Origin of the sequence: Polycladomyces abyssicola, assembly GCF_018326425.1 — a bacterium.
GTDB classification, from domain to species: Bacteria; Bacillota; Bacilli; order Thermoactinomycetales; family JIR-001; genus Polycladomyces; species Polycladomyces abyssicola.
Genome location: NZ_AP024601.1, coordinates 2,641,052 through 2,656,327, shown reverse-complemented (window position 1 = coordinate 2,656,327; position 15,276 = coordinate 2,641,052). Strand labels below are relative to the sequence as shown.

The following is a 15,276-nucleotide window of genomic DNA, read 5'->3' as shown; positions in this document are numbered from 1 at the left end:
GGCAATAGTGCCAAAGGTCCTGATTTTTTTTTGTCATTCAAGGATGCTTATCCCTTTTCCTTGCATGGAAGGAAAAGGGATTATCCGTATAGTAATAACCGGTAGTGAGAAAAGGGGGGCCATTTCATGTGGAAAATGTGGTGCGGGCTGTTGCTGGCGTTTTTGTTGTGGGGAACTGGGGTAACCGGGCAAGCGATTCCCCAGACACAGGCAGAGGAAAGAAAGGCGGCGATGATGGCGGACTATGCCATGGAAATCAGGGAGAAAACACCACGGTCCGATGGGATTTACCATGTGGATACGCCCGCTATGATTCAACGGCTGAAGGAACTGAACATCAATACCTACTATTACCTTGTGTGGCATGAACGGACCGACTGGGATGATTTTGTTCATGAATTCATGCCTGCAGCTCAGAAAGCGGGCATCCATGTCATTGTTTATCTGGTCCCGCCGACGGAATCGACGGGGACGAGAAAATCGTATCCATATGTGACGGATTATCTCGCATGGGCACGGGCGATTGCCGAGATGTCGAAGCAATATCCCAATTTGATCGGTTGGGCAATTGACGATTTCAATCACAATCTGGATTTCTACACCCCGGCATATATGGAACAGATGAAAGAGACGGCCAAAAGCATCAATCCCGATCTGCAGTTTTATCCTGTCATGTATTCGGTGGCGTTGAACGAGGATTTTCTGAAAACGCGCGGTGCATTTATTGATGGCGTCATTCTGGCTTATCGGGACGATCCGTATCGAAATACGCAAATCTGGGCAACCGAACCGGCGCAAATTGAACAGGCGAGCGCGCTCACCCAAAAATACGGATTGGACCTGATTTGGATGGTGTACGCGTCCAAATTGTCCCGTACGCCGGCCAATCCCAGTCCCGTTTATGTGCGGGAGGTGTTACAGACGGCGCTGGACGCAGTGCGGGACGGGAAGATGGATGGAGTGGTCACCTACTCTTTGGCCAAGGAAAATCTGGCCGAACCGGAGGATCATAAAGCGGCCGATGGGAATGGTTATCTCAGCTTTTTCGTCCCGGCGGCAGTAGCCACCCGTCCTGGCGATCATGTGGATGCTACACAAACGATCCGTTCGGTACCCGGTCAGACGGATTCGTACAAACTCACTTTTCGGACGATGGACGAAGGCCCCAATGCCCCCGGATATCATGTGAAGCAGCTGCTGGTCGACGGGCAAGTCGTTTGGGAAGAGGATGTCGCAACGGAACTGACCGATCTCAAGTGGCGGGAGATCAGCCTAGATTTGACGCCGTATCTGAAAGGGAAGCCCCAAGCGACGCTGACGTTTCGGCTGATCGAAAAAAATGGCGTCAACAACTATTGGACCAATGTCGGTTTCGATTCGATCCGCACCGAAGGGTTTGAACTGGACAATCCTGAATTTGAAACGGATGCGAATTGGTCCATCGAACGAGACATACCCCGCCTGATCGGGGAAATCCTGCATTATGACCCCGAGCGGCAAGCGCATACCTTTCATCATGTCAACACCACGTATCTGACATACGATTTGTTTGATGACATCCGACTGGCGCACATCGATGAAGAAGTGAAAACCAATCTGGTGACCACAGCCGAAAATGCGATGGATTACTATTTCTCCGAAGAAATCGACAACGCGCTGAATCAACTGGAAGCGTTGGAGAACACGATTTCGGCACAATCGGGCAAGAAGATTCCTAAGGAGACGGCTGATGCATGGTTGAAGCAAATTGATGCCATCCGCGGGTTATACCGGACACAGTAAAAGGAAAAAATTTTTTGTCTGGTATTTTCAGTATAGAAGGATTTTACAGAATAAAAGAAGTATTATATATAGGCCAATCATATCAAAATTGGGGGGAACAGGATGCGCAGCCGAACTCGAGTGTTGTTCGCAGTGTTGTTGGCCGTTCTGCTCACAGTTACCGGTGCTTCCGTACCGGCTTCCGCATGGTATGATCCTTCTAGCGATCAAACGGTGGTCAAGTCGGGTGAAGACGGGTATTACTTTGTCGAGTTGAGCGACCCTGCCATCGCGGAGTACAACGGTGGAATCCAGGGATACGCCAGGACGAAGCCCGTAGCGGGAGATAAGATCAGCATACAGTCCGAAGCCGTTCAGTCCTATGCCAAACACTTGAAGAGCAAGCGAGACGCGGTGAAAAATTGGCTCCGGAATCAGGCTCCTCAAGTACGGGTAGTGACTGAATATGCGATCACCATAAACGGATTGGCCGTCAAAACCAACGGCACCGACCCGAGCATCCTGCGTCAGGCTCCCGGAGTCAAGCGAGTGGTCAAAAGCATCAAGTACCGCCCGGCAATGAATGTGAGCCACGAGATCATTCACGACATCCCGATGTGGAAATCCGGTTATGACGGGAAAGGGATCAAAGTGGCGGTCATCGACAGCGGGATCGACGCCAAACATCCGTTTCTGACCGATCCTGCTTTGAAGACGCCGGAAGGCTTCCCTAAAGGGGACACCCGTTTTACCAGCAACAAGGTGATCGTCGCGCGGGTATACTCTCCGGACCCAACCAAAACACCTGAACCGATCGACAGTCACGGCACACACGTTGCGGGTACGATCGCCGGCATCGCGGATTACCAAGATCCGTCCGGTGTTGCGACGAAGCCTCTGAGCGGTGTCGCGCCGAAGGCATATCTGGGTAACTACAATGTATTTCCGTGTAACGATTGCGAAGCGGAAAGCATTTATATCGCCAAAGCGGTGGAGGACGCGGTACGGGACGGAATGGATGTGGCCAATCTGAGCTTGGGCGGTCCGGCCGAACCCGGGTTTGACCTGCTGGCGGAAGTGGTCAACGCGGCTGTCGACGCCGGGATGGTCACCGTCATCTCCGCAGGGAACGAGGGACCCGGACCGATGACAATCGGTTCTCCCGGAACAGCGGACAAGGTGATCACGGTTGCCGCTGTGACCAACAAGCACTTCATCGGGTTACCGATCAAAGTGACGGTGGACGGAGTGGAAAAAACTCTGCCGGCCGGTTCCTCCGCACCTGGCGGACAAATCCAGACGCGAGTGGCAGCGCCGCTGGCCGTCGTCACCGATGATAACGGTACGGCCTGTCAGGGAATCACAGCCGATTTGACCGGCAAAATCGCCGTGATCAAGCGCGGTGGATGCACGTTCACGCAAAAAGCTACAGCGGCTCAGGATAAGGGAGCTGTCGGCGTGATTTTGATCAACAACAGTGATGGTGATCCCACTGCCATGTTGGTGGAAGAAAGCGTCACGATTCCGATGGTGATGGTGTCGCTGAATGACGGGGATTGGATTTTGAAGGGACAATCGGCGTCCGCCGTGTTGGAACCCCTCCCCGAGCGGGAATTCCTCACGACCAATGACAGCTATATCGCTAACTTCTCCTCCAGGGGACCGACGGTAAACTACACGCTGAAGCCGGATGTGGCCGCAGTCGGGGTAAATGTGTACTCCAGCGTGGTGGGAGGCGGCTTGGCGTCATACAATGGTACCTCGATGTCGGCACCTCATGTCGCCGGAGCGGCGGCCTTGTTACACCAGGCACACCCTGATTGGACACCGCAGGACATCAAAGCGGCGTTGATCGGTACCGGAAGGGATCCGAAGAGTGCGGCCAACCCGTTGGAAGTGGGCGGTGGAATCATCGACGTGGCCGCGGCCAATAAGCCGGTCGCTTTGGCCAATCCAGCGAGCCTGAGTTTCAAAATCGTGCCGCCCAACGGACAAAACAGCAGCAAAACCATGCAGGTAACGGTCAAAAACACCACAAACACCAAACAGATGTATTACATCATTGTTGACAACAAAGGAAATGTCAAAACAAGCGCTACCTATATCACCGTCAAACCGGGCGCTGAGGGCACGTTCGATGTGACCGTTTCCGGAAAAGGAAAAACGTTGGGGCTGGATTATACAGGATACATCACGTTGTTGGCCAAAAACGGCAAAAAGATTCGCATCCCATACCACTATCGGGTGGATCATCCCTAAAAATCAAATATCCCGGACCATTGCGGTCCGGGTATGTTTTTGATCTTATTTGAGGTGTTAAGACGCCTCTTTTTTTTGGGTTGTGTCGATGATACCGCCACCGAGACATACTTCCCCATCATACAATACCACGGATTGACCGGGTGTAACGGCCCGTTGTGGACGGGCGAATTCCACCAGAATCGTGCCGTCATCCCGGGGATGTACGACCACTTCCTGATCCGGTTGGCGATAGCGAAATTTAGCGGTACAACGGAAGGAACCCTTCGGCGCTTCCCCGCTGATCCAATGTACGTCGGTGGCGATGAGCGAATCGGAATACAGTGCAGGATGATCGTGTCCCTGTGCGACATAAAGAATATTGTTTTCCAGGTCTTTGCCAACCACAAACCAGGGCTCACCCGTTCCGGAACCACCGATCCCCAGACCGTGACGCTGACCCAAGGTGTAGTACATCAGGCCGTCGTGTTGACCTTTGTATTCACCGTCCAAGGTGCGCATTTCCCCTGGTTGGGCTGGGAGATAATGGCTTAAAAACTCTTTAAAATCCCGCTCGCCGATAAAGCAGATTCCTGTGCTATCTTTCTTTTTGGCGGTGGCCAATCCGGCTTCTTCGGCGATGCGTCGTACTTCCGGTTTGGTCAGGTGCCCGATGGGGAACAGCGTACGTGCCAGCTGTTCCTTTCCGACCATGTAAAGGAAATAAGTTTGATCCTTATTGGGATCCGCACCGCGAAGCAGTTGAACCTCTCCATCCGTTCGACGTACTTGGGCATAATGACCGGTGGCGATGTAATCGGCTCCTAATTGCAGGGCTTTCTCCATGAATTCGCCGAATTTGATTTCCTTGTTGCACATGACGTCCGGGTTGGGCGTCCGGCCTTTGCGGTATTCATCGAGAAAGTAAGCAAACACTTTGTCCCGGTATTCCTTTTCAAAATTGACCGAGTAGTATGGGATACCGATTTGGGCGCAAACCCTTCGGACATCTTCAAAGTCTTCCGTTGCGGTGCAGTTGCCGAACTCGTCGGTGTCATCCCAGTTTTTCATGAACAAACCGATCACGTCATATCCTTGTTGCTTCAACAGAAGTGCGGAGACCGACGAATCGACGCCGCCGGACAAGCCGACGACTACACGCGGTTTTTTACTCATATGATCAAGTCCCCTTTCGTCGTGAATGCTTGCCGGATCAAGGGGGAACGCAGTTCGCTTGTTCCTTCCTATCTTCTCCATTATAATCAAAACCAAGTGATGGACATAGTATCCACTAAAGGAATGTTGTATTTCACTTATTTAAAGTTAGTATATCACAGATGTCAAGGGTGAAAAGAAAGGGATTATGATGGCTACCATTATTGGTAAGAAAAAACTGACACCCTCTCAAATTTTGGTGATCGGGTTCGCTGTTACCATCCTGATCGGGGCCTTGTTGCTTACTTTACCCATCTCAACGGAAAACGGTCAGCCGCTTCCATTTGTCGATGCGCTTTTTACGTCTACCTCCGCCGTTTGTGTGACGGGGCTGGTTGTTCGAGATACGGCGACGACCTTCAGCACTTTTGGAGAATTGGTTATCATCACCCTGATCCAGGTAGGCGGATTGGGATTCATGACGTTCGCCACTTTGTTGGCGGTCTTGCTGGGAAAGAAAATCGGAGTAAAAGAACGACTTGTTTTGCAGGAAGCATTTAATCAGTTGAAAATGGCGGGCGTCGTCAAATTGGTTTTGTATGTCGTTTTCATCACTTTCACGATCGAAGGGCTGGGAATGGTCGCACTGGCCTTTCAATGGGTACCGCAATTCGGGTGGGAAAAGGGTATGTACTATTCCTTTTTTCACGCGGTTTCCGCTTTCAACAATGCGGGCTTCGACTTGTTCGGAGATGTGTACGGGAAATTTTCCGGTTTGACGCATTTTGTTGAATCACCGATTGTCAGCTTGACCATTTCCAGCTTGATCATTCTCGGCGGGATCGGTTTCATCGTCATCGTAGAGGTAATTCAGTACTATCGAACCAAACGGTTGAGTCTACATACCAAATTGGTGCTGTCCGTATCGGCGATCTTGATTGTAGCTGGCACGCTGCTGATCGTGCTGGTGGAATGGATGAACCCCAAAACACTGGGTCCGCTGTCTATCGGCGGCAAAGTCTTGGCTGCTTACTTCCAATCGGTCGCACCGCGGACGGCCGGTTTCAATACAGTGGACATTGCAGGTTTGTATCCGACGACGCAATTTCTGATCGTGATTTTGATGTTCATCGGGGCTTCCCCCAGTTCGACGGGTGGCGGCATTAAAACGACGACGTTGGCTGCCATCTTGTTGTCCGTGTGGACCATGGTACGCGGACATGATGATGTGGAGTCGTTCCGCCGTCGCATCCCCAGCACACAGGTGTACAAGGCGTTGACCGTCACCGTGGCCGCGTTGACGTTGGTGATTACGGTAACCATGATTTTGACCATCACGGAAAGTCATTATTTGGGACGTGACATCCTGCCGGCAATGTTTGAAACCGTATCTGCCTTCGGTACGGTCGGTTTGACAATGGGGTTGACGCCGCACTTGACGGTGGCGGGCAAGTTGCTGATCACGTTGACGATGTTCGCTGGACGTCTTGGACCGGTTACCATCGCGTATGCCATCGCCAAACGGAATGAACAGCGCCCATTCCGATATCCGGAAGAACGGCCGTTGATCGGATAGAGACAGAAAAAAGAGGGAGCAAGGTGAAAATGGTCGCAAGAAAGAGGTGTCCTGCTTCCAGGGGGGATGGTTTGGGTACCGATGATAATCGGAGCGGATCATGATGGAGCGAAAAGGATGAAGAACGGATGCCGGATCACCAATGGGGGGATCCGAGCATGAGAAAAAGCTTGACAGGTACGGCTATCTTGTTGCTCTTACCGATTGTTGGGGTGCTTGCCTGGGGAGTAAGATTCATTTTTTCCCCGGATGGGTGGCCCGTTTTGATCGAGACAGCTCCCAAGTGGATGGGTGTATGGTTTGGGTCGGTGGCGGTAGGCTTGGTTGTGACGCTTCTCAACCTGGCGGTGGCATTACCTGTGGCAAAGATGTTGTCTCACGTGGAATGGAAGGGAAAACCGGTTCTACCGGGCTACTTCCTATTTGTCATCGTACTTTTGACTTTTACTTTTACCATGATGGGGACGGACAAAGGGCTAGTGGGTTTGGTACTGATGGTGTTGATCCCTACCCTCCCCACTTCCATCCTCATGCTGAACTATGCTTATCAATCAATCGGGAAAGACATGGTGGAGCAGGCCAGTACCCTGGGGGCTTCTCCGGTCCAGGTGTTTTGGACGATCACCTTGCCCCTGTTGCGTCCCAAGATCGAACTGGTCTCTTTGCTGGTTTTTTTCACCGCAGTCGGCCAATCCCTTTTGATCTGGTGGTTGGAAGGTGGTCGTCTCCCTGTCATATCCGCACTGATTCACGGCGGATTGAACCGGACGACCGCCACGGTTTGCTTGTTTCTGTTTGTTGCTTCCGGTACCGCTGCACTGATCTGGATGTGGTGGATGGAACGAAAACATAACGGCAAACGTTCGCAAGGGGAGGGATGCGGTTGAAAGAAATATTGAAGTTGGAAAAGTGGACCGCATCACAAAACAGGAAAACTGTGCTGAAGGACATTCAGCTATCGGTGCATCAAGGGGAAATTCTCGCCTTGTTCGGTCCGGATGGCGCAGGAAAAACCATCCTGCTCAAAACCATTGCCGGCCTGCATCCGAATCAGCGAGGTCGCCTCTGGTTAAACGGCATGGATATCACGACACAGTCCGCCCATCGGCGCAATGTCGTGATGGTGTTTCGGAAACCATGGTTGTTTCCCCATATGACAGTGGGGGAAAACGTGGATTATGGGTTGCGTTTTCGGAAGTTGCCTCCGGATGAACGAAAAAAAATGGTGCACAACGCATTGGCGTGGGTCGGGATGGCGGATATGTCGAATCGAATGCCGTCGGAGCTTTCAACTGATCAGCAACGTCGCGTTTCACTTGCACGAGCATTGGTATTGCAACCCGATCTGTTGTTGCTGGACGAACCATTGAGCGATATGGAACCATGGGTGCGGCAAGATCTGCTGATCCTGCTGAAAGAATTGTTGCAAAAGCTGGGAATGACGGTGATCTTCTCCACACAGGAACGGGAGGAAGCGGTTCGATTGGCAGATCGAATCGCTATCCTGCATCAAGGTCGTATCCTGCAAGAAGGAACTGCCAGACAGTTGGTAGACAAACCGGCTACACCGGAAGTGGCGAGATGGATGGGATCAGCCGTTCTCATCCGAGGAGTTTGGCGAAAAAGGGTGTGGGAAACCGATGTCGGCTCTTTCCCCGTTGCCGTGTTTCCCTGTTCTTTTTCGGAAGGAGCGGCTGTCAGCGGTGTAATCTACCCCTGTGACCTTCAGGCGGCAGGTTGGTCGCAGCCTATTGGTGAGCGAACGCTGCGATTGGAAGGAAAATGGGTGTATTCTACAGACACGGGAAAGGAATATCAGCATTACATTCAATTGGACAATGGTGTCAAAGTGTCTGTCTCCAGTCGACGTCCATTGGAACGAACGGAAAACGGACGGGTCGCTCTGTTGGTGGAAGCGGATTGCATCCCGTTGTTTGCAGATGAGAAACATTTGTTATAATGATAGAAAAACATGATTCTTTCGATGGTATGATTTGTCTTTTATTTCAAAAAATGTTGGTCGTAGGTGGAATCATGAGCAACCTGAACTTTGACAATTGAATGGAGGGCGAAGCGTGGGAGAAAAACAGATGATTCCACTGTTCGACGGAGTCGGACACCCAGTGTGGATGGATCGGGAGGAATTCCGTAAAGAGGTGATCCCCCAACATTTGAAGGCGGAATGGGATCATCCGGAGGAATTGTACACGTTTGTGGTGCAGATTTTTCGGGACGGTTTTGTAGAAGAAGCCGACCGCGGCGCCGACCGATTGTTGGAGTTGTACAACCGGGCTGAAGGTGTTCTTCTGTTGAAATCATTGATCCTTTTGCGCAAGGGGAAAGATGAAGAAGCGGAAACCTTATTGCGTGAATGCATGGAGAAGTACCCGGAACGCGGACTGGCACACACCTATATGGCTCGTATTTATGACAAACGGGGAGACCGGGAACGTGTGATCGATTGGTTGCGTCGGGGACTGGAGCTGGAACCCAATCAGGAGACGGCGCTATTGTGGTGGGTCGATCTGATGATCGAAGAAGGCGGCAAGAGTAAGGCGATGAACGAACTGAAGCCTTTAGTGGAGAAAGAAGGGGCTTGGTGGCCGAAACTAATCGCCGGTCGTCTCCATTTGGAAGAGGGTGACACCTCGACAGCCGTTCATTTCTTCAACAATGCATTGGAATGGTTCCGGTTCCAGCGGGAGGAACAGACACCCCCGTCGTTTGATGAAGAGGTAGCGCTGATGACGGTAGTCACCCTATTGAGCAAACACGGGTGTCGGGACGAAGTCATCATGTTGTGTGATCAGTATTGGCGGGCGGAATACTCCACGCCTTTTGCAGTATTGGATTATGCGCAGGCGCTGGTCGAAGCGGGACGTGTCCGGGAAGCAGTCGACCGGTTGCAACAAGCTGTCAACTTCGTCCTTCCCGAATATGTGCACTTGGTGGAAGGAAAACTGGCGGAACTGAAGAGGAAGTATTCATTGAAGACCTGACGTCCCGACTGAAGGGACAGTCAGTTTCATAGTAGGCCTCCGGTTATTGTCAAACGGAGGCTTTCTTTTTATCATGGAGAGAAGGAGTGTGAACGGATGAGCGATCGATGGTATGAACTGATTTACGATGAGCGTCTTCAGATTGAACGCCCGGTCTTGCACGTGGAATATGATCAGCTGACCCTGGAGCAACAAGATGAGTTCGAAATGGTTTGCCAACGGGTATGTGCTCAGATTCCCCCGCAAATCAAGCTGCTGGAACAAGCTTATATGGATTGTTATGAACGATTGAAACAGACGGACGGGGACGAGGCATTTTATGAGACAATGGAGAAAATGAACGACATTTCCAGCCGTATATGTGATCTGAATGTTTTGTTTTTGCAAATTGAAGGCAGCTTTTTGGCCAGTCGAGCGCATACATGACCAAGCAGGAGTTTACCCGCTTGGTTTTTCTTATGCTCAAAAGAGAAAATTAACGTTGACGTAAACGTTAATTTGCCGGTACAATGAATATCAATTGAAGAGGTGACCTGCCATGGCTTGGCTCAAAATTGAAGAAGTAGCAAGGAAAACGGGGTTGACAAAGCGGGCGATCCGTTATTATGAGGAGATCGGGCTGTTTCAGCCCAGCCAGCGCAGTGACAGTGGATACCGCCTGTATACGGACCAAGATGTCCAAGAGTTGAAACGCGTGGTGGACATCAAGGAGGTACTGGGATTTTCGTTGCAAGAAATCCAGCAGTTTTTGGAGCTGGGCAAACGCATTGAGGCATACCGTCGGGAATATAGCCAAGCCACGGATCCGGCGGTGAAACGGCAGGATATCAGAGAGATGCGGGAAGCTTTGGAACAGCAGTTGCAGATGGTGGAAGCGAAAATGAAGAAGATGGTGGCGTTTCAGCAAGAGGTGCGAAACATGCTGACCCAGCTCCAGCAGATTGAAGAGACAATGGAGGGAAAGGGTGAAAAGCGTGGGTTCGACGATACATGATGAACATGAGCGACGGGCGCGGCGCGGGATTTTGACAACCTGTTTGGCGGCATTGTTCGGTTTCATGGGAATCGGCGTGGTTGACCCGATTTTGCCGATCATCTCCAAACAGATCGGCGCGACACACTGGCAGGTGGAAATGCTGTTTACCAGCTATATTTTGATGATGTCGGTTATCATGATCCCCAGCGGGATCTTGGCTGCTCGTTGGGGGAGCAAACGCATTCTGGTGTCTGGACTCTTCCTGGTGGCGGTCTTTGCGTCTGCTTGTGCAATGTCATCCACCATCGGACAATTGATGGCATTTCGTGCCGGTTGGGGAATGGGCAATGCGATGTTTTTTGCCACATCCATGTCCATTCTCATCGGGATGGCTGCCAACTTGGATCAAGCCATGGGCTATTATGAGGCCGCTTTGGGAATGGGCATGTCATTCGGTCCGCTGTTGGGCGGGCTGCTCGGGCAGTTCGGTTGGCGGTACCCGTTTATGGCCACCAGTGTCCTGATGCTGTTGGCGTTTGTACTGACGCTTCTCTTGGTTCAGGAGCCGGCCGGTCAGAAAATCCGACGCGCCGGTTTCGGCGACTTCGTCTCAGCCCTCACCTATCGGCCCTTTTTGTTGGTGGGAGTGGCGGCAATGCTGTACTACTACGCCTTTTTCACCGTTTTGGCCTATTCACCTTTGTTGTTGAAGCTGGATGCCATCTCCTTGGGGCTGATTTTTTTCGGATGGGGTGTCGGCTTGGGAATCGGTTCCACCAAATGGGCGCACGGACTGTTGCATCGCCATTCGCCGATGTGGGTCGTCCGGTTGGGAGCGGTCCTGATGGCGGTCGTACTTTTGTTGGTGCTGCTGTCGCCCAACAAGGTGATCACGATCGCGGTGATCGTGTTGTCTGGTTTCGTGTCAGGGTTGAACAACACCGCTTATTCAACACTGGCAATTGAGACGTCCCAAGCCCAACGGAGCATCGCTTCTGGTGCCTACAATTTCATTCGTTGGCTGGGTGCCGCGGTGGCGCCCGTGGCGGCCGGATTCGCCTCCACGTACTTTCCGACGGCACCGTATGCGATCGCGTTGTGCTGCATGTTGGTATGTGCAGGACTGCTGATGTCGGCCAAAAGCACGCAGACACCGGTTGCATCCTGATGTCTCCATCCCAGGCTCCGCTGTCATTTTCCAGCGGAGCCTGTTCCCCGTTCTTATATGGTAAAATAAACCTTTTTACATTCGCTCATCCTTTACTAAAATAAAGAAGGGCGAATTTAAATAGAAAGGTGGGGGAAAGACGAGTCAAAGCCCACTGTAACGGACTTGTCTTTTTATTCATATGGTAAATAGAAAAGAACTGAGCTTGTTTTCATTGATTGCAATTGTGGTCGGTACGATGGTGGGGGGCGGTGCGTACAATCTGCCGAGTGACATGGCCGTCGCAGCCAACAGTGGCCCTGTGCTTCTCGGATGGCTGATCACCGGGGCCGGGATGATTGCGTTGGCATTGGTGTTGCAGAATGTGGCCATGCGCCGTCCCGATCTGGACGGAGGGATCTACAGTTTTGCCCGAGCAGGATTTGGTGAATTTGTGGGATTCAACAGTGCATGGGGATACTGGGTGTCGGCGCTGTTGGGCAATGTGGCTTATGCTACCTTGCTGTTCAGTTCGCTCAGCTATTTCTTTCCCATGTTCGGAAAAGGGAACAACCTTCCCTCCATCGTTTTTGCATCCGTTTTGCTGTGGATGCTCCACTTCCTGATTTTACGCGGAGTGAGGGAAGCGGCGTTTGTGAACCTCATCACGACCATTGGAAAACTGGTGCCCATTTTCCTGTTTTTGATTCTGATGGTGTTTGCTTTTCACTGGGACGTTTTTGTCCGTGACTTTTGGGGAACGGCCCAGGGATTCAACTGGTCGGTGGTTAAACAACAAGTGAAAGACACCATGTTGGTGACGCTGTGGGTGTTTGTCGGGGTAGAAGGTGCCGTCGTGATGTCCGGACGGGCCAAACATCGAAAAGATGTTGGTCGCGCCACCGTCATCGGACTGCTGGGCACGATGGTGATCTACGTTTTGATCTCTGTCCTCTCCATGGGAGCACTCAGCCGTGAAGCACTGGCGAAACTGCATGAGCCATCGCTGGCGTATGTTTTGGAACACGTTGTCGGACCCTGGGGGGCTGTGATCATCAACTTGGGGTTGGTCATCTCTCTGCTGGGGGCGATGCTGGGCTGGACGCTTCTGGCTGCGGAACTGCCGTATGTAGCAGCAAGAGATGGGATCTTTCCCCGGTGGTTGGGCCAAGAAAATCACAACGGCAGCCCGAGTGGGTCGTTGTGGTTGACCAACGGGTTGATTCAACTGTTTATCATCATTGTCCTCTTCTCTGAGTCAACCTATCAGGTAGCGTATTCATTGGCCAGTGTGGCCATTCTGCTGCCTTACCTGTTTTCGGCGATGTATCAGATCAAACTGGTATGGACCGGTGAGGGGTACGCCGAGGGCGAATCCCGAGGCAAAGATTTGCTGCTTGGGATTGCAGCTGTACTCTACGCGGTTTGGCTCGTTTATGCTGCGGGGTTGGATTTTCTTCTGATGACGGCGATTTTGTATGCGTTGGGCATTTTCTTCTATATTTCCGCCCGCAGGGAAAATGGCAAAAAAGCATTTCACGGTTGGGAATGGCCGCTTGCTGCCGGGATCATCATCGCAGCCGGCGTTGCAGTCTATTTGATCGCTGTCGGCCAGTTGTCTCCGGCGGGTTGATCAGTCCGTCAATCAATCGATTTCCTATCTTGAACCATTCCTTTACATTTTGGTAAATCCCATTTTCAACCCTAAAGATTAAGAGTATGATAAGGAATGGTGAAGAAATCATGGACAGGAGGAATTGGCTTTGCTGTTCAACCGAGCGAAGGACCGGGTTTTCTACCAAACCTTAATCGACGCAGCTGCAAACCTGGTCGAAGCCATGCAACTCTTTCGCGAAAATGTTGAAACCCTGGAAGAGAAAGAGCAGTTCGCCGAACGGCTCAAAGAGCTGGAAGACAAAGGCGACGATTATACACATCTGATCATCCGGGAATTGAATCAAACCTTTGTGACACCGTTGGATCGGGAAGATATCCTGCAGTTGGCGGTCAAGTTGGATGACGTGCTGGACGGTGTCGAAGCGTGTGCATCTCGTTTCGTCTATTTCCGTGTGCATCAAACCACGCCGTATTTGATACAGTTCGCTGACATCTTGGAACGTTCGGCCAAGTACTTGCATGAAGCCTTCATCGCACTGGAAAAACGGGATTTCTCCACGATTCGTAAACTCTCCGTCGAGATCAACTTGTTGGAAAATGAAGGGGACCGGCTGATGCGGGAAAGTGTGGGTTCGTTGTTTGAAAACCCGACTGACCCGATTGAACTGATCAAGATGAAAGAGATTTACGAGAAGCTGGAAGGCGTGACGGACACGACGGAAGACTTGGCGGACGTGATGGAAAGTGTGGTTATGAAGTATGCCTGATCCGATGTGGTTAGTCGTACTCGTCGTCATTCTAGCACTCATCTTTGATTTTACCAACGGGTGGAATGATTCGGCGAATGCGATCGCAACCGTCGTCGGCACACGGACGCTCTCGCCGCTCCAAGCCCTGATGTTGTCCGCCGTGTTGAACCTGGCCGGGGCGTTTTTCTCTACTGCTGTGGCCAAAGCGATCGGGAATGACATCGTTGATCCCAATGGCATTACATTATTGGTGATCGTCGCCACTTTGCTGGCGGCCATTTTGTGGAATACGGCGATGACACTGATGGGTTTGCCGATCAGCGCATCCCATGCTCTGATCGGGGCATTGGTCGGAGCGGCCATCGCATACAGCGGATGGGATGTACTGCGGGTCAAAGGGATCATCACCATCTTGATCGCCCTTCTGGTTTCCCCGTTGCTGGGAGGCGTGCTGGGATATGCCATCATGAAACTGATCCGCGGGGTGTTTGCGGAAACGTCGCCTTCCAAAGTGAAAAAATGGTTCCGCCCGCTGCAAATTGTATCGGCCTCGTTCATGTCGTTCAGTCACGGTACGTCGGATGCGCAAAAGGCGATGGGCATCATCACCCTCGCCTTGTTCACTAGCGGACATCTATCCAAAATGGAGGTGCCGACCTGGGTGATGGTAGCCGCCGGTTTGGCGATGGCGATCGGGACGGCGGCCGGTGGATGGCGCGTCATCCAGACGATGGGCGCTCGTCTGAGCCGATTGGAAACCCCTCACGGTTTTTCTGCAGAAACCGCTGCTGCACTGATTTTGACCACGGTGGCCAAAATCGGTGTTCCGGTCAGCTCCACGCATACGATCACCGGTTCCATCATCGGTGTGGGTGCAGCCGAACGCATCCGCAGTGTGCGTTGGGGCATCGCCGGCAAGATCCTCTACGCATGGGTATTGACCCTGCCAGGTACGGCCGTGATGGGCTTTATCCTGTATGAAATTCTGCGAGTGCTGGAACCGTAATCCGTGATACAAAAAACCGGTCAAGCGACCGGATGAGTCTATTGACAAACCC

Annotated in this window: 13 protein-coding genes; 12 read left to right on the top strand and 1 reads right to left on the bottom strand. The window is 51.9% G+C overall.

The genetic code is table 11. From position 1 onward, the window contains the following. Positions 1-126 precede the first annotated feature (126 nt). Positions 127-1,782 (top strand): hypothetical protein, encoded by a 1,656-nt coding sequence (locus KI215_RS13235; RefSeq protein ID WP_212773182.1) that lies wholly within the window; start codon positions 127-129, stop codon positions 1,780-1,782. A 102-nt stretch (positions 1,783-1,884) separates the two neighbouring features. Then, complete coding sequence (locus tag KI215_RS13230) at positions 1,885-4,020, top strand: S8 family serine peptidase (protein WP_275956709.1); 2,136 nt, start codon at positions 1,885-1,887, stop codon at positions 4,018-4,020. A 57-nt stretch (positions 4,021-4,077) separates the two neighbouring features. Here KI215_RS13230 and mnmA read toward each other — a convergent pair whose 3' ends face one another. Further along, on the bottom strand, positions 4,078-5,175 hold the full coding sequence (gene mnmA / locus KI215_RS13225; protein ID WP_212773181.1) for a tRNA 2-thiouridine(34) synthase MnmA: 1,098 nt from the start codon (positions 5,173-5,175) through the stop codon (positions 4,078-4,080). Positions 5,176-5,362: 187 nt separating this feature from the next. Here mnmA and KI215_RS13220 point away from each other — a divergent pair, with 187 nt between their 5' ends. From KI215_RS13220 to KI215_RS13175, 10 genes are all read left to right on the top strand, one after another. Continuing rightward, positions 5,363-6,730: a TrkH family potassium uptake protein gene (locus KI215_RS13220; RefSeq protein WP_212773180.1), complete on the top strand. Its 1,368-nt coding sequence runs from the start codon at positions 5,363-5,365 to the stop codon at positions 6,728-6,730. 158 nt (positions 6,731-6,888) lie between these two features. Beyond that, the gene (locus KI215_RS13215) at positions 6,889-7,617 is read left to right on the top strand and encodes an ABC transporter permease (RefSeq protein ID WP_212773179.1); all 729 of its coding nucleotides are present in this window, start codon (positions 6,889-6,891) and stop codon (positions 7,615-7,617) included. Next, positions 7,614-8,690: an ABC transporter ATP-binding protein gene (locus KI215_RS13210; RefSeq protein WP_212773178.1), complete on the top strand. Its 1,077-nt coding sequence runs from the start codon at positions 7,614-7,616 to the stop codon at positions 8,688-8,690. The genes KI215_RS13215 and KI215_RS13210 overlap by 4 nt, the downstream gene beginning before the upstream one ends. A 115-nt stretch (positions 8,691-8,805) precedes the next feature. Further along, positions 8,806-9,729, top strand: a complete 924-nt coding sequence (locus tag KI215_RS13205) for a tetratricopeptide repeat protein (protein ID WP_212773177.1) — start codon at positions 8,806-8,808, stop codon at positions 9,727-9,729. A 96-nt stretch (positions 9,730-9,825) separates the two neighbouring features. Continuing rightward, positions 9,826-10,155, top strand: coding sequence for a hypothetical protein (locus KI215_RS13200; protein WP_212773176.1), 330 nt, complete (start codon positions 9,826-9,828; stop codon positions 10,153-10,155). A gap of 112 nt (positions 10,156-10,267) precedes the next feature. Further along, positions 10,268-10,723 carry a MerR family transcriptional regulator gene (locus KI215_RS13195; RefSeq protein WP_212773175.1) on the top strand — a complete coding sequence of 152 codons (456 nt, stop codon included), beginning with the start codon at positions 10,268-10,270 and terminating at the stop codon, positions 10,721-10,723. After that, positions 10,695-11,873 carry an MFS transporter gene (locus KI215_RS13190; protein ID WP_246512120.1) on the top strand — a complete coding sequence of 393 codons (1,179 nt, stop codon included), beginning with the start codon at positions 10,695-10,697 and terminating at the stop codon, positions 11,871-11,873. Before KI215_RS13195 ends, KI215_RS13190 begins: the two co-directional genes overlap by 29 nt. Before the next feature lie 181 nt (positions 11,874-12,054). Continuing rightward, on the top strand, positions 12,055-13,485 hold the full coding sequence (gene arcD, locus KI215_RS13185) for an arginine-ornithine antiporter (protein ID WP_212773174.1): 1,431 nt from the start codon (positions 12,055-12,057) through the stop codon (positions 13,483-13,485). 130 nt (positions 13,486-13,615) lie between these two features. Continuing rightward, the gene (locus tag KI215_RS13180; protein ID WP_212773173.1) at positions 13,616-14,236 is read left to right on the top strand and encodes a DUF47 domain-containing protein; all 621 of its coding nucleotides are present in this window, start codon (positions 13,616-13,618) and stop codon (positions 14,234-14,236) included. Then, positions 14,229-15,224, top strand: coding sequence for an inorganic phosphate transporter (locus KI215_RS13175; RefSeq protein WP_212773172.1), 996 nt, complete (start codon positions 14,229-14,231; stop codon positions 15,222-15,224). The genes KI215_RS13180 and KI215_RS13175 overlap by 8 nt, the downstream gene beginning before the upstream one ends. Positions 15,225-15,276: the final 52 nt, after the last annotated feature.